Raw genomic sequence first — 21587 nt, 5'->3', positions numbered from 1 at the left:
CGAATGGGTCTTTGACGGTCAGGCGGTCAGGAAAAAGGTGAAATTACCGGAGCAACACCTGACTGAAGCCGAAGCGAAAAAAAAGTTTCTGATTGCGCAGGCGTCAAGGGTTATCGCCCCCCGTCAGGACGCGGTTGACCTCGACATGGCGACGGAGGAAGAGAAAGCGGCACTGCTGGTCTGGAAGAAATACCGGGTGCTACTCAACCGGGTGGATTGCTCGACCGCACCGGAGATTGACTGGCCTGAACAGCCGGAGTGAGGACAGGGGCGGAGTGCCCCTGATTATGAAGAATTAGAAAGCCATTAATTAAACATTATCGGAATTGATAATTGAGTACAAAATTGAGTACATAAATAAAAATACAAAAATAAATACTATTTAAATACAGGGTATTAATTTCATATTCACATAATCGTGGACGTAGAAAGTGATTTCTTTATTGTTACTCAAGGCAATTCTGTATCCGTTGGTTGTGGTTTTTCGTGAAGTCAGGCAAGGACATGGTAAACCATATTTGAAACAATCTGAACACATTATAATGGGTTCAAGGCAAGAGAAATGATAGAAATTACCGAAGCACTGCCGACACCACACGAATATCTCATGTTGCGAGAATATGCAGGTATGTCACCTAAATCCATTGAGGCTGCAGAGAAAGGATTACCGAATTCGCTGTTTATGATTTGCATTCGTGATGAGGGGAAATTGGTTGGCATGGGCCGGGTTATTGGTGATGGGGCTTGTTTCTTTCAAATCGTCGATATTGCGATTGCTCCTGATTATCAGGGAAAGGGATTAGGGAAAGCAGTAATGACTCGCATTGATGCCTGGCTGGAAACTCAGGCTTTGCCGGGTTCTTTTGTTTCCCTGATCGCTGATGAACCTGAGTTTTATGAAAAGCTGGGCTATAAACTGACAGAACCAGAAGCCATGGGAATGTATCGTAGGTTAAATTTGGTGAAATGAATCAAAAAAATATTCAAATATTATTGAAACTAGCTTGTTTATATATTGCCTGAAATTGTATTGTGTAATCAGCATAAAAAATTGTCGTTCTGATTAAGTAAAGGTGTAAAAAATGGACAACGCGAATAAGCCAACATTCCATAATGTTTTAGAGTTTGTACGTATCTTCCGTCGAAAAAATAAATTGCAGCGTGAAATCGTAGATAATGAGAAAAAAATCCGTGACAACCAAAAACGTGTATTGTTACTGGATAATCTCAGTGATTACATTAAACCGGGAATGTCAGTTGAAGATATTCAGGGAATCATCGCTCATATGCGTAGTGATTATGAAGAGCGGGTTGACGAATATATCATCAAAAATGCTGAGTTATCTAAAGAACGCCGGGAGTTATCTAAAAAACTCAAGGCAATGGATGGCGGGGTAAAATAAAGGTTTTATTGTCCAGTGAATAAATTTGTTAACCACGCCATCATCAGGCGTGGTTACTTTATCAGTTCCAGTTGGGCTTTAATTCCGGATCAACCAGAGCATAAATCTGGGAATAAGTCTTTTGATCTTCAGCCATTTGTGACAATTCTTGCGCGACATCTTCGCGGCTTACCAGACCATGCACTTCTCCCTGATAACGTTGGCAATGCCCAGTGCCAGCCTGATCAGTCAATCCTCCCGGACGAATAATAGTGAAATCTAACCTGCTGGTTTGCAGATAGCTTTCTGCCAGTGATTTAAGTCTGACAGACTGTCCGAATAATGACTTAGCTCGTGCTGATAAAGTATGCCAGCTATCGCCGCATCCGATGGATGTAACTAAAAGCATTCGTGAAATCTGAGACTTTTCCAGTGCATCAATAATAGCCATATTGCCAAGATGATCTGAATTACCTCCACCAATAGTTGAAAAAACAATCGGGTTTTCTCCGGCTTGCTCAATCACTTTTTCTATACTTCTGTTGTCACAGGCATCACCCTGTACCACATTCACACCCATTTTACTCAGTATTGCAGCCTGCTCTTCATTACGGATCAATGCTGTAACGGGACGATTTTGTTTGAGCGCGATATTAACCAGATGACGACCGATACCTTTACCTGCACCAAAAATTAACCAAGGCCTCACAGATGCGACTTCACTCATAATAATCCACCAATTTAAATGATAATTATCTGAGTTTATTGGAATCAGGGTTCAAAGGAAATCAAACAGACAGGCTTTTTGAAATGTTTGTGGCGTCAGGAATAAAAATGGCTCCGAAAACAGGAGCCATTTGATTTTACAAGTAATTACAGCATGTAATTACTCGAAAGCCTGTGGTTTTGACATTGCAGATGTTGCGATACTCGTTGCCGAGTGACCACCTGCTCCACCTTTCCCTTTAAAGAGATGATGAGCTGGGCGTTCCCATTCACTAATAATGACCGGCTGTGCAGCAACCATATCAGGGGCCGGAGCCTTAGTCATTGGGGAGTAAGCGTGATGATTTTTTGCCATGATAACCTGAGGCTCAGTAGCTTTTGTCTCTTTCGCTTTAACTTCTGTTGCCTGAGAGCATGCTTCCGTTGCGACAATCGGCTGTTCTTCATGATGTTCCTGTTCAGCGATAGAGGCCACGAGGATAGGTTCTGCTCCGCCGTGGCTCACTTTTTCCTCAGAGTCATGTTGTACTGTGTCATGTTCGGTTTCAGTCTGATGTGAAACATCATGGCTGACAACAGACTTGGCTGCTTCTTGCACAGGCGCATCCGCCAGTTCAGAAACCGGCTTATCAACTGATTCAGCCGGAGAAGGGCGCTCTGATTCATTTTTTACATCTTCATTAGCAACTGTGGCCTGCTCTGTAGTTTTAGTTTCTGCAACAACAGATGTTGGTTCAGCAGTTTTTGCAGCAACAGGTACTGGCATAATTTCAACTGATTGTTCCGAAATTGTTTCTTCAACAACAGGCACTTCTGGTTCAGAAGCAGTAGCTACTGGTGTGACCGGATAACGAACCCAAACTTTACCTGATGCCAGTTCAGGTGAGGCGACCGCTATTGCCAGAGGTACTGGTGATTGGCTCAGATTGCGTTCATCGCGATAACGGCGGCGGCGTTGTCCGCTGACCCGCAAATGACGCGGTGAACGGCGGGAACGACGTGGCATGGTGCTATCTTGCTGTTCGTTATTTTGCTGAGAGCCAGATACCGCAGTATTTTGTTCAACAGTATCCTGAGTGCCGGATTCATTTGCCGCAGCTGGCTGAGCTGTTACTTCAGTTTCGGTATTGATAACAGCAGGTACAGAAACTTTTTTCTCTTTTTCCACGATCACAGGGGCAGAATCAGATGCGATTACCGGAAGGCTAGCAACAGTAGCTTCTTCTTTCACACTATCTGTAATACGAATTTTCTGCTCAAGGTGACGACGTTGACGTCGAGGCATAACAGGCTGGCGTTCCTCGATTTCTTCTTCCGGAACTTCAGGTTTAATTACCTGTTGTGCTTTACTTTCCAATTGTTGCTGGCGTTTTTCTTCCTGACGACGACGCTGGCGCTCTGCACGTTGTTCGCGACGCTGTTGCTGCTGAGCTTCACGCGCTTCGTTATCTACCGCTGTATTATCCTGAGCGTTGTTTTTTGCCTGAGCATTACGTCCTTTACGCTGTTCATCACGTTCACGATTGTTACGGTTTTCATTCTCGTTACGATCACGACGTTGGTTTTGGCGGCGTGGATTACGACGATCAGATGAACGGCGGCCATCATTACCTGCTGGTCTCTTGCCTTTTTCCTGAGGTTGTTTCTCTTCTTCGGCACTGAAGACTTTTTTCAGGGCATTTAAGAAACGGCTGAATAGACCCGGTTTTGCCGCTTTTTGTTGATTATTTGCTTTTACTGCTGCTTTCTTCTCTTTTGCTTTCGCTGCGGCAGGAGCTGGTGCTTCAGCAGGTAAATCAAAAGTTGAAATAGCGGGTTGTTCAGGGCGCTTGCGCTCATGCTGCACATCTTCCTGAATGCCTGCCATTTCTGTTTCGTGAATTTGTGGCAACTGATAACTCAGGGCAGAAATTTCCTCGCCTTTACGAACACGTAAAACAGAGAAATGAGGTGTCTGCATCTGATCATTTGGTACGATAACAATACCAACGCCACCCTGACGGTGCTCAATTGCACTGACAGCCTTACGTTTTTCATTCAACAGGTAAGAGGCGATCTGCACAGGAACAATAGCATGAACCTGATGCGTATTTTCTTTCAGAGCCTCTTCTTCAATCAGGCGAAGAATGGACAGAGAAAGTGACTCATTATCACGAATAGTTCCTGTGCCGCTACAGCGAGGACAAACATGATGGCTGGATTCACCCAGAGACGGACTTAAACGCTGGCGTGACATCTCCAGTAAACCGAAACGGGAAATACGACCAATCTGAATTCTGGCTCTATCCTGACGTACTGCGTCACGCAGGCGATTTTCAACTTCGCGCTGATGACGAACCGGCGTCATATCAATAAAATCGATAACAATCAGACCACCAAGGTCACGCAGGCGCAATTGGCGGGCAATTTCATCTGCCGCTTCCAGATTCGTATTAAAAGCCGTTTCTTCAATATCGCCGCCACGGGTTGCACGGGATGAGTTAATATCAATGGCAGTCAGGGCTTCGGTGGTATCGATGACGACAGAACCACCGGAAGGCAATCTCACTTCGCGCTGGAAAGCTGACTCAATCTGCGATTCGATTTGGTAGTGGCTGAACAGTGGGACTTCACCGCTATACAGTTTAATTTTGCTGGCAAAGTCAGGGCGACCGAGAGCGGTGATATGCTGGCGTGCCAAATCGAGAATTTTCGGGTTATCGATAAGGATTTCACCAATATCCGGACGCAGGTAATCACGGAAAGCCCGTACAATGACGTTACTTTCCTGATGAATCAAAAACGGAGCAGGATGGCTGTTAGCCGCTTTTTTAATAGCTTCCCAATGTTTCAGACGAAAATTCAGGTCACCCTGAAGGGCTTCTGCGGATTTACCGACTCCGGCAGTACGAACGATAAGGCCCATGCCTTCGGGGACATCAAGGGAAGAGAGTGCTTCTTTTAATTCGATACGGTCATCGCCTTCGATGCGGCGTGAAATACCGCCAGCTCTCGGATTATTCGGCATCAGAACCAGATAACTGCCCGCCAGACTGATAAAGGTCGTCAAAGCAGCACCTTTATTGCCCCGTTCTTCTTTATCTACCTGAACGATGACTTCCTGACCTTCTTTAAGAATATCCTTAATGTTAGGGCGGCCATGGGCATGATAATTACTGGGGAAATATTCACGGGCAATTTCTTTTATGGGTAGGAAGCCGTGTCGCTCAGCACCATAATCAACAAAAGCGGCTTCAAGGCTAGGTTCAATCCGTGTAATTTTACCTTTATAGATATTGGCCTTTTTTTGCTCGTGTCCAGGACTTTCAATATCCAGATCATAAAGACGTTGCCCGTCAACAAGGGCAACACGCAACTCTTCCTGTTGGGTTGCGTTGATTAACATTCTTTTCATTCTAACTTACTCATTATTTTTTACATTAGTATAGAGCCATGAGTAAAAAAAGAGCACTACTGGTAACCGATGGCCTCGTGTCTTTTACAAAACCGTCAGCCTCACGGCTATCGTTTGTATAGAGGCGCCTAATTGTCGGCAAGCCTGAATTTCATTTCTTTGTAAGAAACGCAGCGCTCTTTGTTGGGGGATACTGTAATAAATTTAGTACAGGTTTTACCCAATCCAGTAAGTAGCAACTCACAGCCCATAAATTGTTTGATTAAACATTACGTCTTACGCCATTGCTGCGTTTTTGTTCAAACAAACAGATAACAAACAATATTTCAATCTGCCATTCATAGTTTAGTAAACTGTGGCCGGAAAGCATTATTCCATTGCTATTGGGGTGATAGCAAGGTGACTTTATCTCTTTAAGAGTTTTTTATCATGAAATAGTGATAAGTTGTTCATCTTTAGCCTTTATTCTAAGACAATTTAATAATAAAGAATAAAAATGTGGATATTATTTATACATGATTTAAAAATGAGTGGCACTCTGTTTGCGGGATAATTAAAATTGTACCCATGAAAACAAATAATCAAGTTGTACAATTTGTCACTATTGATGACGATGAAGCAGGCCAGAGAATTGATAACTTTTTGCTGGCTCGATTAAAAGGTGTACCTAAGAGCATGATCTATCGGATCTTGCGCAAAGGTGAAGTTAGAGTCAATAAAGGAAGAATTAAGCCTGAATATAAATTGACTGCAAACGATGTTGTCAGAATTCCACCTGTCAGGGTGGCAGAAAAACAGGAAACACCGGTTTCTGCCAAGCTGGATAAAGTTGCGGTACTGGCAGAGTGTATTCTGTATGAGGATGATTATATATTGGTCATCAATAAGCCTTCAGGAACTGCTGTGCACGGTGGGAGTGGCTTAAGTTTTGGGGTTATTGAAGGACTGCGCGCGTTACGTCCCGAAGCCCGCTTTCTTGAACTGGTTCACCGTCTTGATCGTGACACTTCCGGGGTCTTACTGGTCGCGAAGAAACGTTCCGCGCTGCGCTCACTGCATGAACAATTACGTATGAAACAAATGCAGAAAGACTATCTGGCTTTGGTGCGTGGGCAGTGGCAGTCTCACTGCAAAGTAGTGCAGGCACCTTTATTAAAGAATCTGCTGCAAAGTGGTGAGAGAGTCGTTAAAGTCAGCAGCGAAGGCAAACCTTCTGAAACGCGTTTTAAAGTGGAAGAGCGCTATGAGTTTGCCACATTGGTACGAGCCAGCCCAGTAACCGGACGTACTCATCAGATTCGTGTACACACCCTGTATGCGGGTCATCCGATTGCCTTCGATGATCGCTATGGTGATAAAGCATTTGACGGGCAGCTTGCAGAAACAGGGATCAACCGGCTGTTTCTGCATGCCAGTTCATTGAAATTCACGCACCCGTCAACCGGTGAAACCCTGCGTTTTGAGGCACCAATGGATGCTGCGTTACGGCAATGTTTAAAAAAATTGCGACAGATATAATGCTCTAATCATTGGGTTAATCATGTGCCGTCAGTGGGTTTACCCCCTGACGGATAAGCATTTCAGTCAGTGTGATTAATGGCAGGCCAATTAATGTGTTGGGATCTCTGCCGTCAAGTTTTTCAAATAGCGTAATCCCTAAACCTTCACTTTTAAAACTCCCGGCACAATTAAGCGGTTGTTCTTTTTTCAGATAACTGATGATTTCAGTATCAGTAAGTACCCTGAAATGAACATTAAATAGTTCACAGCGAGTATCTGTACTTCCGGTTTTGCTATTGAATAATGTAATTCCTGTGTAAAAAGTAACACATTGACCACTGGCTTTTTTTAACTGTGCGAAAGCATTCTCAAAATTATGCGGTTTTCCTGTTAGCTCGCCATTTAAAATACAAACCTGATCTGAACCTATAATAAGGTGACTGGAATAATGTGGCTGTAATGCGATAGCCTTTTCTTGTGAAAGCCGCATAACTAATTGTTCAGGCGTTTCATTCTCCTGCGGGCTTTCATCAATATGAGGTGCTGCACAGGTAAAAGGCAGGCCAATTTTTTCCAGTAATAAGCGGCGATATATCGAAGTTGATGATAAAACAATCGGAAGCATCATTTTTCCATAAAATACGTAGAGAAATATTTGCAGGCATTTTAAACTATACACCGCTTATTAAGCGAATATTTGGTGGAAAGGTGCAGATGTGTGGCCTTTTTCTTTGACTATATCCCTTTACAAAGATAATATGCGCGCCTTATGCAGAAGGTAAAATTACCCCTGACCATTGATGCACTTCGTGCAGCCCAGAAAAGATTAGATTACACAGGCAGTTATACTGCTGAACAGATGTCTCGTCTTATAGAGTCTGTGGTCAGTGTGGATAGTGATGTAGATAACTCATTATCATTTCAGATTGATAATCAGCGTCTGGCAGTTGTAAAAGGACATTCAGATGTGGATGTTACGCTTACCTGTCAGCGTTGTGGCAGTAATTTCAGTCATCATGTTCACACAACGTATTGTTTTAGCCCGGTCGTCGATGATGAGCGGGCTGAAGCATTACCGGAAGAGTATGAGCCAATTGACGTTAATGAATTTGGCGAAATAGATTTACTGGCAATGATTGAAGATGAAATAATTCTTTCTCTGCCAGTAGTTCCGGTACATGATTCTGAACACTGTGAAGTGTCCGACACGGATATGGTGTTTGGTGTACTGCCTCCTGAAGCAGAGAAACCAAACCCATTTGCCGTATTAGCCAGTTTAAAGAAAAGTACTTAAGGAGTAAGGTCAATGGCCGTACAACAGAATAAACCAACTCGTTCTAAACGTGGTATGCGTCGTTCTCATGACGCACTGACTGCAGCACACGTCTCTGTAGACAAAACTTCTGGTGAAACTCACCTGCGTCACCATGTGACTGCCGATGGCTACTACCGTGGCCGCAAGGTAATCAACAAGTAATTCAGCTAGTTATTAGCAAGTTGATATCTTGGCTAATCTAACCTTAGCGTTAGATGCTATGGGCGGGGACTTTGGTCCTCGCGTCACGGTGCCTGCTGCATTGCAGGCACTGGCATCTAATCCGCGATTAAAACTATTGTTGGTCGGTGATCCCGAAGCCATTTCTCCTTTGCTTGCAAACAAAAATGCTGAGCAGCTCGATCGTTTGCAAATTATTCCTGCGGAACATGTCGTTGCTAATGATGTCAAACCATCTCAGGCAATCCGTTCCAGTCACGGTACTTCAATGCGTATTGCACTAAATCTGGTGAAATCCGGTGAAGCGCAGGCGTGTGTCAGTGCAGGAAATACAGGGGTATTAATGGGGCTGGCTAAGATGATGCTGAAATCGATAGAAGGAATTGAGCGGCCAGCTTTGGTAACAGCTATACCAAATCTGAAACAACAAAAAACGGTCATATTGGATTTGGGCGCTAATATTAATTGTAATAGTCGTATGTTAGTGCAATTTGCCATTATGGGCGCTGTAATGGCTGAAGATGTTGCGGGTGTAAAAAATCCACGTGTAGCATTACTTAATATCGGGGAAGAGGAATCCAAAGGGCTGGATAATATCCGCGAAGCCGCCATGACCTTACGGAATAGTGAGTTAATCAACTATATAGGCTATGTGGAAGGAAATGAGCTGTTAACGGGGAAGACTGATGTCCTCGTGTGTGACGGCTTCGCAGGTAATGTTACGCTGAAGACAATGGAAGGCACAATCAGAGTGATTCTGTCTCTGCTTAAGTCACCGGAAGGGCAGAAGAAAAAATCGTCATGGCTGATGAAAATATTCAGGAAGCTTTTGCTTAAACTAATAGCAAAACGCTTCGGTCATCTAAACCCTGATCAGCATAACGGCGCAACACTATTAGGATTGCGTGGTATTGTCATAAAAAGTCATGGTGCTGCAAATGAAAATGCATTCAAAGCTGCTATTGATCAAGCTGTTCAGGCGGTAGAAAAGCAGGTTTCTGAAAAAATTGCGGTCCGACTGGATGCAGTATTACCCAAGAGTGAATAAGCATAAATGTATACAAAGATCTTAGGCACGGGCAGTTACTTGCCTTCTCAGGTGCGTACTAACGCAGATTTAGAAAAAATGGTGGATACGACTGATGAGTGGATTGTCACTCGCACAGGTATCCGTGAACGCCGTATAGCCGATGAAGGTGAAACGGTAGCAACCATGGGATTCAGTGCTGCAGAGCAAGCCATAGAAATGGCTGGTATCGATAAAACGCAAATTGATTTAATTGTTGTTGCAACCACAACGGGAACCCATGCTTTTCCCAGCAGTGCCTGTCAGATCCAACAACTGTTGGGTATTAACGGTATTCCGGCTTTTGATGTTGCGGCTGCCTGTGCCGGGTTTACATATGCATTGAGTGTCGTTGATCAGTTTATAAAAACGGGTGCAGCCAAATGCGCACTGGTTATTGGTGCTGATACGCTTTCCAAAACTGTTGACCCGCAAGATCGCGGCACTGTTATCCTTTTTGGTGATGCCGCGGGAGCAATGATCGTAGGGGCTTCTGAAGAACCGGGCATTCTGTCAACCCATCTGCATGCGGATGGCCATTATGGCGAATTGCTGTCGGTAGCTCATCAGGATCGCCAAAAAATGGATACGCCAGCATACCTTACGATGGTTGGCAATGAAGTATTTAAGGTTGCCGTGCGAGAATTAGCGAATATTGTTGATGAAACATTGACAGCTAATGGTTTGGCTCATTCCCAGCTTGATTGGCTGGTGCCCCATCAGGCGAACTTACGCATTATTTCAGCGACAGCTAAAAAACTGAATATGACGATGGATAAAGTTGTTGTAACACTGGATCGTCATGGTAATACTTCAGCCGCATCTGTCCCGACTGCATTTGACGAAGCGATCCGTGATGGGCGAATTCAGCGTGGCCAACTTGTTTTACTTGAAGCATTTGGCGGTGGCTTTACCTGGGGCTCAGCGCTAGTACGTTTTTAACTTAACAGGAAGATAAACATGTCTGATTTTGCAATGGTATTTCCCGGCCAAGGTTCTCAATCTCTTGGCATGCTAGCTGGCTTAGCCACAGAATTTCCGCTTGTAGAGCAAACTTTTGCAGAAGCTTCTGCGGTTTTGGGATACGATTTATGGGAATTAGTCCAGCAGGGGCCAGCTGAAGAACTGAATAAAACGTGGAAAACACAGCCTGCATTGCTGGCTGCTTCTGTTGCTATTTGGCGGGTTTGGCAGCAACAGGGAGGAAAAAATCCTTCCATGATGGCTGGGCATAGCCTTGGCGAATATTCAGCACTGGTTTGCGCTGGTGTGATTGAATTCCAACAGGCAATTAAGCTGGTCGAATTACGTGGAAAGCTGATGCAGGAAGCTGTACCTGAAGGGCAGGGTGCTATGTATGCCATTATTGGTCTGGATAATGACTCCATTGCAAAAGCATGTGAAGAATCAGCACAGGGGCAGATTGTCTCCCCCGTGAACTTTAATTCTCCGGGGCAGGTCGTTATTGCTGGTGAAAAAGAGGCTGTAGAGCGAGCGGGTGCTGCATGTAAAGCAGCGGGAGCTAAACGTGCTCTGCCTTTATCTGTCAGTGTTCCTTCACACTGTGCATTAATGAAATCCGCAGCAGACCAGTTAGCAGATGCATTACAGTCTGTTGAGTTTAACCAGCCGCAATTCCCTGTTGTCAATAATGTTGACGTAAAAGCACAAGAATCTGCTGATGCAATCCGGGATGCACTGGTGCGTCAGTTGTATAATCCGGTACGCTGGACAGAATCTGTTGAGTATATTGCCTCTCAGAATATTGATAACCTGTTGGAAATAGGGCCGGGTAAGGTACTGACTGGCTTAACAAAACGAATTGTTGATACGCTGAGTGCTGTAGCAGTGAATGATGTATCATCACTTACAATTGCTCTGAATAAATGACTGAGGAAAACATGGGCTTTGATGGAAGAATTGCACTAGTTACTGGTGCCAGCCGTGGCATAGGTCGAGCGATTGCAGAATTATTGGCTGAACGTGGAGCGCTTGTCATTGGTACAGCGACCAGTGAAAACGGAGCCGAGGCAATCAGTGCCTATCTGGGCGATAAAGGCAAAGGTTTTGTACTGAATGTCACAGATTCAGCATCCATTGAACAAGCACTATCGAATATTCGTGCTGAATTTGGTGAAATAGACATTCTGGTTAATAATGCGGGCATCACACGTGACAACTTGTTGATGCGCATGAAAGATGATGAGTGGCAAGGTATTGTTGACACTAATCTTTCTTCGATTTTTCGTCTGTCAAAAGCAGTAATGCGTTCTATGATGAAAAAACGTTATGGGCGTATTATTTCCATTGGCTCGGTTGTTGGAACAATGGGAAATGCAGGGCAGGCGAATTACGCGGCAGCGAAAGCAGGGGTCATTGGTTTTAGTAAATCACTGGCTCGTGAAGTCGCTTCTCGTGGCATTACCGTCAATGTTATTGCTCCCGGTTTTATCGAAACGGATATGACCAGAGCGTTGACAGACGAACAACGAGCAGGCATTTTATCTGATGTTCCTGCTAATCGTCTCGGTAATGCAAATGAAATTGCCAGTGCTGTAGCGTTTCTTGCTTCTGATGAGGCCGCTTACATTACGGGTGAAACATTACATGTCAATGGTGGCATGTACATGATATAAAAAATGAGCGAACCCACTGTTTTTGATGTGTTTATTATACAAAATAAGCAGTTGGTGGTTCGACCAGCCGGGATTTGGTTGCATCTTTTCCTGTATTTTATAAACTACGAAAACCATCGCGAAAGCGAGTTTTGATAGGAAATTTAATAGTATGAGCACTATCGACGAACGCGTTAAGAAAATCATCGTTGAACAACTGGGTGTTAAAGAGGAAGAAGTTGTAAACACAGCTTCATTTGTTGATGACTTGGGCGCTGATTCTCTTGACACAGTTGAACTGGTAATGGCTCTGGAAGAAGAGTTCGATATTGAGATCCCAGACGAAGAAGCTGAAAAAATCACTACAGTTCAGGCTGCTATTGACTACGTTGAAAACGCAGGTAAATAAGCATATATACCTAGGCGGTCGCTCGACCGCCTATGTTTTTTGTCTTACATTTTTTCCCTCCCTGGAGGATAACCGTGTCTAAGCGTCGAGTAGTCGTGACCGGACTAGGCATGGTATCTCCTGTCGGCAATACAGTAGAGTCTTCTTGGAACGCTGTTTGTACCGGACAGAGTGGTATCGGCCTTATCGAACATTTCGACACCGTTAATCATGCAACTAAATTTGCTGGTTTGGTGAAGAATTTTAATCATGAAGATTTCAATATTTCGCGCAAAGATGCACGAAAAATGGATTTGTTCATTCAGTATGGTATTGCTGCAGGTATTCAAGCTTTTGAAGATGCAGGAATCGAAGTAACAGAAGCCAATGCTGGCCGTTTTGGTGCTGCTATTGGTTCTGGTATTGGTGGTCTGGGTCTGATTGAAGAGAACCACAGAACGTTGCTTTCTGCCGGTCCTCGTAAGGTCAGCCCGTTCTTTGTACCTTCAACCATTATCAATATGGTATCTGGTCATCTGAGCATACTATATGGTCTTCGTGGCCCTAGTATCTCTATTGCAACAGCCTGTACTTCTGGTGTGCACAACATTGGTCATGCAGCGCGTATAATTGCTTATAATGATGCTGATATCATGTTGGCAGGTGGTGCTGAAAAAGCAAGTACAGAATTTGGTGTTGCCGGGTTTGGTGCAGCCCGTGCCCTGTCGACGCGTAATGACGATCCTCAAAGTGCAAGCCGCCCTTGGGATAAAGATCGTGACGGGTTTGTGCTGGGTGACGGTGCTGGTGTTGTTGTTCTTGAAGAATACGAACACGCCAAAAAACGCGGTGCAAAAATTTATGCTGAAGTCGTTGGCTTTGGTATGAGTAGTGACGCGTATCATATGACATCTCCGCCTGAAGATGGGGCAGGAGCTGCACTTGCTATGGAAAATGCTTTGAGAGATGCAGGCATTTCTTCAGAACAAGTGGGCTATATTAATGCTCATGGTACTTCAACACCGGCGGGCGATCTTGCTGAATCTCTGGCTGTGGAATCTGTCTTTGGTCAAGACACTAAAGTATTAGTGAGCTCAACCAAGTCAATGACAGGTCACCTGTTGGGCGCAGCCGGTGCGGTAGAATCTATTTTCACAGTACTTTCTCTGCGGGATCAGATTGTTCCTCCAACTATTAACCTGGTTAATCAGGATGATAATTGCCGTCTGGATTTCGTTCCAGGCGAAGCACGTAAAGTTGAAGGAATGGAATATGCGTTGTGTAACTCTTTCGGCTTCGGTGGGACTAACGGTTCACTGATTTTCCGTAAGATGTAAGACACTCTGTTTTCCATAAAAAGCCTCAACTCGTGTTGAGGCTTTTTTTATACTATTATAGCCCTCCTTATAACCTGAGGTTTTCACGCCTTTTTATTTAAGAATCAGAAAGTAAGATGATGTATTGGATTAACGGCAAACCGCACGATCAACTTCCTGTTAATGATCGCTCGATACAATATGGTGATGGTTGTTTTACTACAATCAGAGTGGAACAAGGTCAGGCGGCTTTTTTGCCTTTGCATATAAAACGATTACAAAAAGGCGTTGAAAAACTGTTTATGCCAGTACCGGATTGGTCGCAACTGGAAAACCATATAAAACAAGTTATAACAGAATGTGAGTCAGGCGTTTTAAAAGTACTCTTATCCAGAGGGACAGGGGGACGCGGTTACAGCATGGCTGGCATTAGCGGGCCGAATCAGATCCTTTCATTGAGCTCATATCCTGAACAATACTATCAGCAGCGGAAAAATGGTGTTGCATTGGGGCTTAGCCCTGTTGCAATGGGAATTAATCCTTATCTGGCGGGAATCAAGCATCTGAACCGGTTAGAACAGGTTCTGATAAAACGGCTTATTGAACAGGAAAAAGTCGATGAAGCGTTAGTGCTTGATAGTGATGGTTTATTAGTTGAATGTTGTAGCGCTAATATTTTCTGGCGCAGAGGCAAAAATATCTATACTCCGGATTTAAGCCAGTGTGGTGTGGAGGGCGTTATGCGACAGAAGATAATCCAGTTATTGGAAGGCAGTGATTATAACTTGTCGTGTGTTATGCGTTATCCTGAAGCATTGGCTCACGCTGATGAAGTCATTATTTGTAATTCACTGATGCCTATAATGGCTGTTAATCAGATTCAGGCACATAAAAATCAGCCAGCATGGAAATATCACTCCAGAGAACTCTATGAATATTTATTGCCTGAATGTTTAAGTCTGTAGCTTTGAGGGTAATTAAACTGTAGTGATTCAGCAAGCCATTGAAAGCAGATGAAAGTGGTAATCGAATGAAACTCAAAAAACGCATTCTTATTTTACCTGGATTGATTATTTTTATTGCAGCAATAGCATTTTTCTTTTTTATCAAAAAAGTGGAAAACTTTTCTGCACAGAAGGTTAATCTGGATCAGGATCTCATTTTTACATTACCAGCCGGAACGGGGCGTCTCGGCTTAGAGACGTTGTTGATTCAGCATAATTTAATTAAAGATAACGGATTGTTGCCGTGGGTATTCCGATTAGAACCAGAATTGCTCAAGTTTAAGGCGGGAACTTACCGGTTACAGAAAAATATGTCGGTAGAGGAAGTTCTGCGGTTATTTGCCAGCGGTAAAGAAGTTCAATTTGCTATTCGTTTTGTTGAAGGCAGCCGTCTTTCTGATTGGTCAAAAATATTGCAGAATGCGCCATACTTAAAACATGTCGCAGAAGATAAACCCCCCCAAGAGCTGGCAGAACTGCTGGGTATGAAAACTGAGAGTTCTCTGGAAGGGTGGTTTTATCCTGATACTTATCTCTATACCGCAGGTACAAGCGATACAGAGTTACTCAAACGTGCTCATCAAAAAATGGTGATGGCGGTAGATCAGGAATGGAAAGGCCGGGCTGAAAATCTGCCTTATAAGAGTGCTTATGAGATGTTAATTATGGCATCTATCATCGAAAAAGAGACTGCCGTAGAGTCTGAGCGCGCTAAAGTAGCTTCTGTATTTGTTAATCGGTTGCGTTTAAAGATGCGGTTACAGACAGATCCGACAGTGATATATGGGCTGGGGGATAAATACAGCGGCACTATTTTCCGTAGCAGTCTGAGCACCTTTACGCCATACAACACTTATATGATTGAGGGGCTGCCACCCACACCAATTGCCATGCCGGGGCTTGCCTCACTTAAGGCAGCAGCCCATCCGGCGGTCACAAACTATTTATATTTTGTCGCAGATGGTAATGGCGGCCATACTTTTACCACAAATTTAGTAGAGCATAATAGAGCGGTAAGCCTTTATCGCCAGAGATTAAAGCAGGATAAATGAACAGCAAATTTATTGTTATTGAAGGGCTTGAAGGCGCAGGAAAAACCACGGCTATCCAGACAGTGTCTGATACACTGAAGCAATCCGGAATTTCTGATCTTGTTTTTACCCGTGAACCGGGTGGAACACCATTAGCAGAAAAATTACGCCAGATGATCAAACAAGGGATAGAAGGTGAAATCTTGACGGATAAAGCAGAAGTTCTGATGCTTTATGCTGCCAGAGTTCAGCTTGTGGAAAATGTAATCAAGCCTGCACTGGCAAAAGGTTGCTGGGTTGTTGGTGATCGCCATGATATGTCATCACAGGCATATCAGGGAGGCGGGCGTAATATTGACAGACATTTACTGGCTTCACTACGTGAAGCGTCGCTCGGTAGCTTTTCCCCTGATTTGACGATTTACCTTGATTTGCCGCCAGAGGTTGGCTTACAGCGAGCTAGAGAACGTGGTGAGCTGGATCGCATTGAAAAAGAATCATTAGATTTTTTCCATCGTACCCGTACAAGGTATCTTGAATTGGTCGCACAGGATAAGTCCATCATAAAAATAGATGCAACGCAGCCATTGGAAAAAGTACAGGCTGATATACGTCAGGCACTGCAACATTGGCTGAAACAACAGGAAATGCAGGCATGAGTTGGTATCCGTGGCTTAACCATGCATATCGTCAGCTGATTGAATCCCACCAACAGGGGCGCGGTCATCACGCTCTTTTGCTCCATGCTTATGAAGGAACCGGTGCTGATGCGCTGCTTTATGGATTAAGCCGCTGGCTAATGTGTCAGGATAAACAGGGAATAAAAAGTTGCGGTAAATGCCACGGCTGTCATTTGATGTTGGCAGAAACACATTCTGACTGGCATGTTCTTGCCCCTGAAAAGGGAAAAAGCACAATTGGTGTAGATGCAGTACGGCAACTTAGTGAAAAGCTTTATGAATATTCTCAACAGGGCGGCGCAAAGATTGCTTGGATACCATCAACAGAAGCACTGACTGATGCAGCCTCAAATGCGTTGTTAAAAACGCTGGAAGAGCCACCCGGCAATACCTATTTCCTGTTGAGATGCCAGCAGCCCGCCAGCTTACTGGCAACGCTACGAAGCCGCTGTTTTTATTATTTTCTGCCTGTTCCTGATAACCAGACTGGTTTGTACTGGCTGCAAAATCAGCTTCCGGCAATATCACCACAGGATATCCAGACAGCCTTAAAATTGTCTCAGGGAGCACCACTGGCGGCAAAACAGTTACTCCAGACCGAAAAATGGCAGCAGAGAAATGCATTTTGTCAGGCTATCACTCAGGCATTGCATAAATGTGATACCTTGTCACTTTTGTCATTATTGAATCGTGATGATGTGCAACAATCTTTATACTGGCTGATCAGTCTGTTGTCTGATGCGGTGAAATGGCATCAGAAGGCACAAAATTACTGTATCAATCAGGATCAGCAGATGTTGGTTTACCATCTGGCCTCCAGTCAAAGTATGGAAAAATTGTTAAATACAGCTGATGATTGGGTACGCTGTCGTCATCAATTAATATCCGTAGCGGGTATCAATCGGGAATTGTTATTGACTGAACAATTACTCAATTGGGAAAAGCAGCTTTGCTCCACTCGGTAATATATTTAAATATGGGCATATTATGTTTTTAGTTGATTCACATTGTCATCTCGATTGTTTAGATTATGAAACACTGCATAAAAGTGTGGATGATGTAGTGGCTAAAGCCGCAGAAAGGGATGTTAAGTATCTGCTGGCAGTTGCGACTACATTACCCGGCTTCCTGCAAATGAAAAACCTGATTGGTAAACGTGATAATGTTGCGTATTCCTGTGGTATTCATCCGTTAAATTTGGATGAAGGTTATGATTTTGATGAACTTGCACGTTTAGCCGCAGATAATGATGTTGTCGCAATGGGCGAAACTGGGCTTGACTATTATTATCAGAAAGATAATGCAGAATTGCAGAGAACTTCATTCCGCCAGCATATTCGCATTGGTCGTGAATTAAATAAGCCGGTAATTGTTCATACCCGTGAAGCAAAAGATGACACCCTGCTAGTGTTGCGGGAAGAAAAAGTGCAGGATTGTGGCGGGGTTTTGCATTGTTTTACCGAAGATAAAGATACAGCGCGGGATTTACTGGATCTTGGCTTTTATATTTCCTTTTCGGGTATTGTGACATTCCGCAATGCTGAACAAATTCGCGAAGCAGCCAGATTTGTCCCGCTCGATCGTATTCTGGTAGAGACTGATTCACCTTATCTGGCACCGGTTCCTCATCGTGGCAAACAAAATCAGCCTGCTTATGTACGTGATGTTGCTGAGTATATGGCAGTATTGAAAGGAGTCAGTATTGAGGAATTAGCCGAAGTGACAACAAGAAATTTTTGTGATTTGTTTCATATCGACATTAAATGATAATAAAGGAGAAATGAGATGGCAGAAGAAACTATTTTTAGCAAAATTATCCGCCGTGAAATTCCATCTGATATCGTATATCAGGATGAGCTGGTGACTGCATTCAGAGACATTACCCCTCAGGCACCGACTCATATTCTGATTATTCCTAATGTACTTATTCCAACAGTTAATGATGTTATTCCAGAGCATGAAGCTGCATTGGGTCGCTTGTTCACGGTTGCTGCAAAGATTGCAAAGCAAGAAGGAATTGCCGAAGATGGCTACCGCCTCATCATGAACTGTAATCGTCATTCAGGTCAGGAAGTATTTCATATTCATATGCATCTGGTTGGTGGGCAACCGTTAGGTCCGTTACTGGCAAAGTAATATTACTCATTGCTTTTTTGTTAATGCGGCTACGTTTAAGAAGAAAGGTAAGCATGGCAGCGTTGTAACTGGAGTAGATTAATGAAAAGAGTTTTCTTGGTTGTATTATCAGCAATGTTGCTGGCGAGTTGTACATTGACACAAACACAACCGCCTGCTCCTGTTACACCTGTTGAACCGGTTAAACCTGAGCAAAAAACAGAACCTCCATTACAGAAAGTTCCTCAGCCTCCGAAACTCCAGTCAATTAACTGGGATAATATCGTTCAGCCATTAGTAGCTCAGATGGCGAAAGCTCATGGTGTAGAAGCCGGAAAGTTACTGCTTGTTGATACTGTCAAAAATAATACGAACAGTTCACTGAGAACGCTTAAGGCAACTGATGCAATTACCGATGTGGTCAATAATACGCATGTTTTTCAGGTTGTGCCGAAAAATCAGGTATATTATGCCCGGCAGGCACTGGGGCTGTCATCAGAAGACAGTCTGGTATCACGCAGTAAAGCTATCGGTCTGGCCCGTTATTTACACGCTGATTATGTGGTTTATTCAGTAGTATCTGGTGATAACCAACAGCGTAAGATAAACATGCAGCTTATGCTGGTTAAAACGGGCGAGATACTCTGGTCTGATAGCAGTGATATTAACTAATAATGAAACTTTATCTGGAATGTTGCGTCAGAAATGGCCTGACATTCCAGCAGAAAATTGGGAAATCAGGCCATTAACAGGGCTGACTCAGGGCAGTCACTATATCACCGATGGCGTGTGTCAGATGGTAGGGCGCAAACACACATGGCATAGTGGTGCTCTGGGTGTCAACCGTCAGCGGGAACAGCGGATATTACGTAAATTATCTTTGACTGGCATAGCTCCTGATGTGATCGCAATGCACGGTGATTGGCTGTTACTGGAATGGTTGGCAGGAACAAAAATTTCAGCAGAAGAATTCGGTTTACCGGCATTTCAGCAATCACTGGCGAAAACCATCGCTACTCTCCATAACCACGCACCATTGGGGTATTCCTTCCAGCTCAAACAACAATTAGCATCTCAGTGGCAACAAATTGATAAAACCCGGCTTTCTCCCCGTTGGTTACGGCTGCATAAATTTTTTATATCAGCGAAAATGCCAGTTCCTTTGAAAATAGCACCGGCTCACATGGATATTCATCCTGATAATCTGGTAATGACATCGGATGGGGTGAAACTGATTGACTGGGAATATGCAACGGATGTTGATATTGGTTTTTCATTAGCGGCGCTGTTTGAAGGAAATCAATGGAGTGACATACAACAGGAATTTTTTTTGAATTATTATTGTACTGAGGCGTCAGGATACAGTGATATCGTTTTATTACAGCAGAAAATTAAGCAGTGGAAACCGTGGGTCAGGTACATGATGCTGATGTGGTATGAAGTACGCTGGCAGCAGACAAAAGATCCGCAATTTTTAGCGCTGGCTTATCCTTTGCGTCTACGCTTTAAGCTGACGCTTTAACATGCAGGTCGGCAATTAATAAGATGGCAACCAATAGGTCACCAATAAACAGGTAACCAATAAGAAGTGAGGAATGTATGGGTCCGGTAATGTTAGATGTTGTTGGTCATGAACTGGATAATGAAGAGCGTGAAATTTTACAGCATCCATTAGTGGGCGGTTTGATCCTGTTCACCCGCAATTTCGATGATACTCAGCAGTTGCGTGACTTAATCCGCCAAATCCGCGAAGCCTCCCGCCACCGTTTAGTCATTGCTGTTGATCAGGAAGGAGGCCGGGTACAGCGTTTTCATGAAGGGTTCACGCGATTGCCTGCGGCTCAGTCATTTGCCTGTTTACATGACGATCTTATGGGAGGGCATTTGGCAGAAGAATCTGGCTGGCTGATGGCATCAGAAATGATTTCAATGGACATTGATATCAGCTTCGCGCCTGTACTGGATTTAGGTCACAAATGCACTGCCATTGGTGAACGTTCGTTTCATGAAGAGCCTGAACCCGCGATGGTGATGGCAGAGCGATTTATCAGGGGAATGCATTCTGCTGGGATGAAATCAACGGGTAAACATTTCCCCGGACACGGAGCAGTAATAGCGGATTCACATAAAGAAACACCCGTGGATAATCGCTCAATGGATGCAATTAGCTGTCACGACATGCTGATTTTCCGCGATTTTATTCAACGAAACCTGCTTGATGCGATTATGCCTGCGCATGTTATCTACCCCCAGATTGATGATCGTCCGGCAAGCGCTTCTCCATACTGGCTGAAAAACGTTTTACGTCAGCAACTGGGGTTTAATGGCGTTATTTTTTCAGATGATCTATCTATGGAAGGCGCGGCTGTTATGGGAGGGTATGCTGATCGGGCAAAAGCCTCACTGGAAGCGGGTTGTGATATGATTCTGGTGTGTAATAACCGTCAGGGAGCAACTCATGTACTGGATAACTTACCGATAGTTAACTCAGATAAGGTAACTCGGTTATATCATCAGGGTGGGCAGTTCAGTCTGGAAGAACTGAAAAAATCAGAACGCTGGCAGCGGGCAAATAGGCAATTAAATAATTTATGTGAACATTGGCTAAGCTGTGGTTAATCATTTCTGATTTATTACACCAAACACAAGACAGGACTGTTATTTTATGAGCCTGTCTTTTTGTATCTCCTTTTATTTATTACTTTTTACTTTCCATTTTAAGTTAGTATGCTCCCATGTATTTCATCAAAAAAATGCCGTTAATCACATATAATTAACATTGTAAATTATAAATATTAATAAATTGGATTTGAGTCAGGCTTATTCGTATTAAGCAAGTAAATTTTGTGATTGGCGTCTAATTAATCAAAAGAAT

24 protein-coding genes are annotated in these 21587 nt (G+C 43.8%); 21 read left to right on the top strand and 3 right to left on the bottom strand.

What is annotated here, in order from left to right; all coding sequences use genetic code 11:
* The 3 genes from Xinn_RS12145 to tmaR form a co-directional block, all read left to right on the top strand.
* Positions 1–262: tail fiber assembly protein (locus Xinn_RS12145; protein ID WP_169923571.1), on the top strand; the 262-nt coding region annotated here is incomplete at its 5' end.
* Positions 263–562: 300 nt separating this feature from the next.
* Positions 563–970, top strand: a complete 408-nt coding sequence (locus Xinn_RS12140; protein ID WP_086953538.1) for a GNAT family N-acetyltransferase — start codon at positions 563–565, stop codon at positions 968–970.
* Between the two features lie 112 nt (positions 971–1082).
* Positions 1083–1403 carry a PTS system regulator TmaR gene (tmaR, locus tag Xinn_RS12135; protein ID WP_038260346.1) on the top strand — a complete coding sequence of 107 codons (321 nt, stop codon included), beginning with the start codon at positions 1083–1085 and terminating at the stop codon, positions 1401–1403.
* Positions 1404–1464: 61 nt separating this feature from the next.
* Here tmaR and Xinn_RS12130 read toward each other — a convergent pair whose 3' ends face one another.
* On the bottom strand, positions 1465–2091 hold the full coding sequence (locus Xinn_RS12130; RefSeq protein WP_086956444.1) for an SDR family oxidoreductase: 627 nt from the start codon (positions 2089–2091) through the stop codon (positions 1465–1467).
* A 177-nt stretch (positions 2092–2268) separates the two neighbouring features.
* Entirely contained in the window at positions 2269–5502 is a 3234-nt protein-coding gene (rne, locus tag Xinn_RS12125) for a ribonuclease E (RefSeq protein WP_086953537.1), read from the bottom strand.
* A 567-nt stretch (positions 5503–6069) separates the two neighbouring features.
* On the opposite strand from rne, the gene rluC reads away from it, so the two are divergent.
* Positions 6070–7020 (top strand): 23S rRNA pseudouridine(955/2504/2580) synthase RluC, encoded by a 951-nt coding sequence (gene rluC, locus Xinn_RS12120; protein WP_086953536.1) that lies wholly within the window; start codon positions 6070–6072, stop codon positions 7018–7020.
* A 16-nt stretch (positions 7021–7036) separates the two neighbouring features.
* Here the strand turns inward: rluC and Xinn_RS12115 are convergent, their stop codons facing one another.
* The gene (locus Xinn_RS12115) at positions 7037–7627 is read right to left on the bottom strand and encodes a Maf family protein (RefSeq protein ID WP_086953535.1); all 591 of its coding nucleotides are present in this window, start codon (positions 7625–7627) and stop codon (positions 7037–7039) included.
* A 144-nt stretch (positions 7628–7771) separates the two neighbouring features.
* Here Xinn_RS12115 and yceD point away from each other — a divergent pair, with 144 nt between their 5' ends.
* From yceD to nagZ, 17 genes are all read left to right on the top strand, one after another.
* The gene (gene yceD / locus Xinn_RS12110; protein ID WP_086953534.1) at positions 7772–8296 is read left to right on the top strand and encodes a 23S rRNA accumulation protein YceD; all 525 of its coding nucleotides are present in this window, start codon (positions 7772–7774) and stop codon (positions 8294–8296) included.
* Between the two features lie 12 nt (positions 8297–8308).
* On the top strand, positions 8309–8479 hold the full coding sequence (rpmF, locus tag Xinn_RS12105; RefSeq protein ID WP_086953533.1) for a 50S ribosomal protein L32: 171 nt from the start codon (positions 8309–8311) through the stop codon (positions 8477–8479).
* 28 nt (positions 8480–8507) lie between these two features.
* Entirely contained in the window at positions 8508–9545 is a 1038-nt protein-coding gene (plsX, locus tag Xinn_RS12100; RefSeq protein ID WP_086953532.1) for a phosphate acyltransferase PlsX, read from the top strand.
* A gap of 6 nt (positions 9546–9551) precedes the next feature.
* Positions 9552–10505, top strand: coding sequence for a beta-ketoacyl-ACP synthase III (locus tag Xinn_RS12095; RefSeq protein ID WP_086953531.1), 954 nt, complete (start codon positions 9552–9554; stop codon positions 10503–10505).
* An 18-nt stretch (positions 10506–10523) separates the two neighbouring features.
* Entirely contained in the window at positions 10524–11453 is a 930-nt protein-coding gene (fabD, locus tag Xinn_RS12090; RefSeq protein WP_086953530.1) for an ACP S-malonyltransferase, read from the top strand.
* Positions 11454–11464: 11 nt separating this feature from the next.
* Complete coding sequence (gene fabG, locus Xinn_RS12085; RefSeq protein ID WP_086953529.1) at positions 11465–12199, top strand: 3-oxoacyl-ACP reductase FabG; 735 nt, start codon at positions 11465–11467, stop codon at positions 12197–12199.
* 151 nt (positions 12200–12350) lie between these two features.
* Positions 12351–12587, top strand: a complete 237-nt coding sequence (gene acpP / locus Xinn_RS12080; protein ID WP_012989255.1) for an acyl carrier protein — start codon at positions 12351–12353, stop codon at positions 12585–12587.
* 74 nt (positions 12588–12661) lie between these two features.
* The gene (gene fabF / locus Xinn_RS12075) at positions 12662–13903 is read left to right on the top strand and encodes a beta-ketoacyl-ACP synthase II (RefSeq protein WP_086953528.1); all 1242 of its coding nucleotides are present in this window, start codon (positions 12662–12664) and stop codon (positions 13901–13903) included.
* 119 nt (positions 13904–14022) lie between these two features.
* Entirely contained in the window at positions 14023–14847 is an 825-nt protein-coding gene (gene pabC / locus Xinn_RS12070) for an aminodeoxychorismate lyase (protein ID WP_186435686.1), read from the top strand.
* 65 nt (positions 14848–14912) lie between these two features.
* Positions 14913–15938: an endolytic transglycosylase MltG gene (gene mltG / locus Xinn_RS12065; RefSeq protein WP_086953526.1), complete on the top strand. Its 1026-nt coding sequence runs from the start codon at positions 14913–14915 to the stop codon at positions 15936–15938.
* Positions 15935–16576: a dTMP kinase gene (gene tmk / locus Xinn_RS12060; protein ID WP_086953525.1), complete on the top strand. Its 642-nt coding sequence runs from the start codon at positions 15935–15937 to the stop codon at positions 16574–16576. Before mltG ends, tmk begins: the two co-directional genes overlap by 4 nt.
* Positions 16573–17562, top strand: a complete 990-nt coding sequence (holB, locus tag Xinn_RS12055) for a DNA polymerase III subunit delta' (RefSeq protein WP_086953524.1) — start codon at positions 16573–16575, stop codon at positions 17560–17562. Before tmk ends, holB begins: the two co-directional genes overlap by 4 nt.
* 22 nt (positions 17563–17584) lie before the next feature.
* Entirely contained in the window at positions 17585–18364 is a 780-nt protein-coding gene (locus Xinn_RS12050; RefSeq protein ID WP_086953523.1) for a metal-dependent hydrolase, read from the top strand.
* 18 nt (positions 18365–18382) lie between these two features.
* On the top strand, positions 18383–18733 hold the full coding sequence (gene hinT / locus Xinn_RS12045) for a purine nucleoside phosphoramidase (RefSeq protein WP_086953522.1): 351 nt from the start codon (positions 18383–18385) through the stop codon (positions 18731–18733).
* An 81-nt stretch (positions 18734–18814) separates the two neighbouring features.
* A complete protein-coding gene (gene lpoB / locus Xinn_RS12040) occupies positions 18815–19384 on the top strand; it encodes a penicillin-binding protein activator LpoB (protein WP_086953521.1) in 570 nt (189 codons plus the stop codon).
* A gap of 19 nt (positions 19385–19403) precedes the next feature.
* On the top strand, positions 19404–20234 hold the full coding sequence (locus Xinn_RS12035) for a phosphotransferase (RefSeq protein WP_244590192.1): 831 nt from the start codon (positions 19404–19406) through the stop codon (positions 20232–20234).
* Positions 20235–20311: 77 nt separating this feature from the next.
* Positions 20312–21331: a beta-N-acetylhexosaminidase gene (gene nagZ / locus Xinn_RS12030; protein ID WP_086953519.1), complete on the top strand. Its 1020-nt coding sequence runs from the start codon at positions 20312–20314 to the stop codon at positions 21329–21331.
* Positions 21332–21587 lie beyond the last annotated feature (256 nt).

Source organism: Xenorhabdus innexi (genome assembly GCF_002632485.1).
GTDB classification, from domain to species: Bacteria; Pseudomonadota; Gammaproteobacteria; order Enterobacterales; family Enterobacteriaceae; genus Xenorhabdus; species Xenorhabdus innexi.
This window is presented reverse-complemented; position numbering and strand designations above follow the sequence as displayed.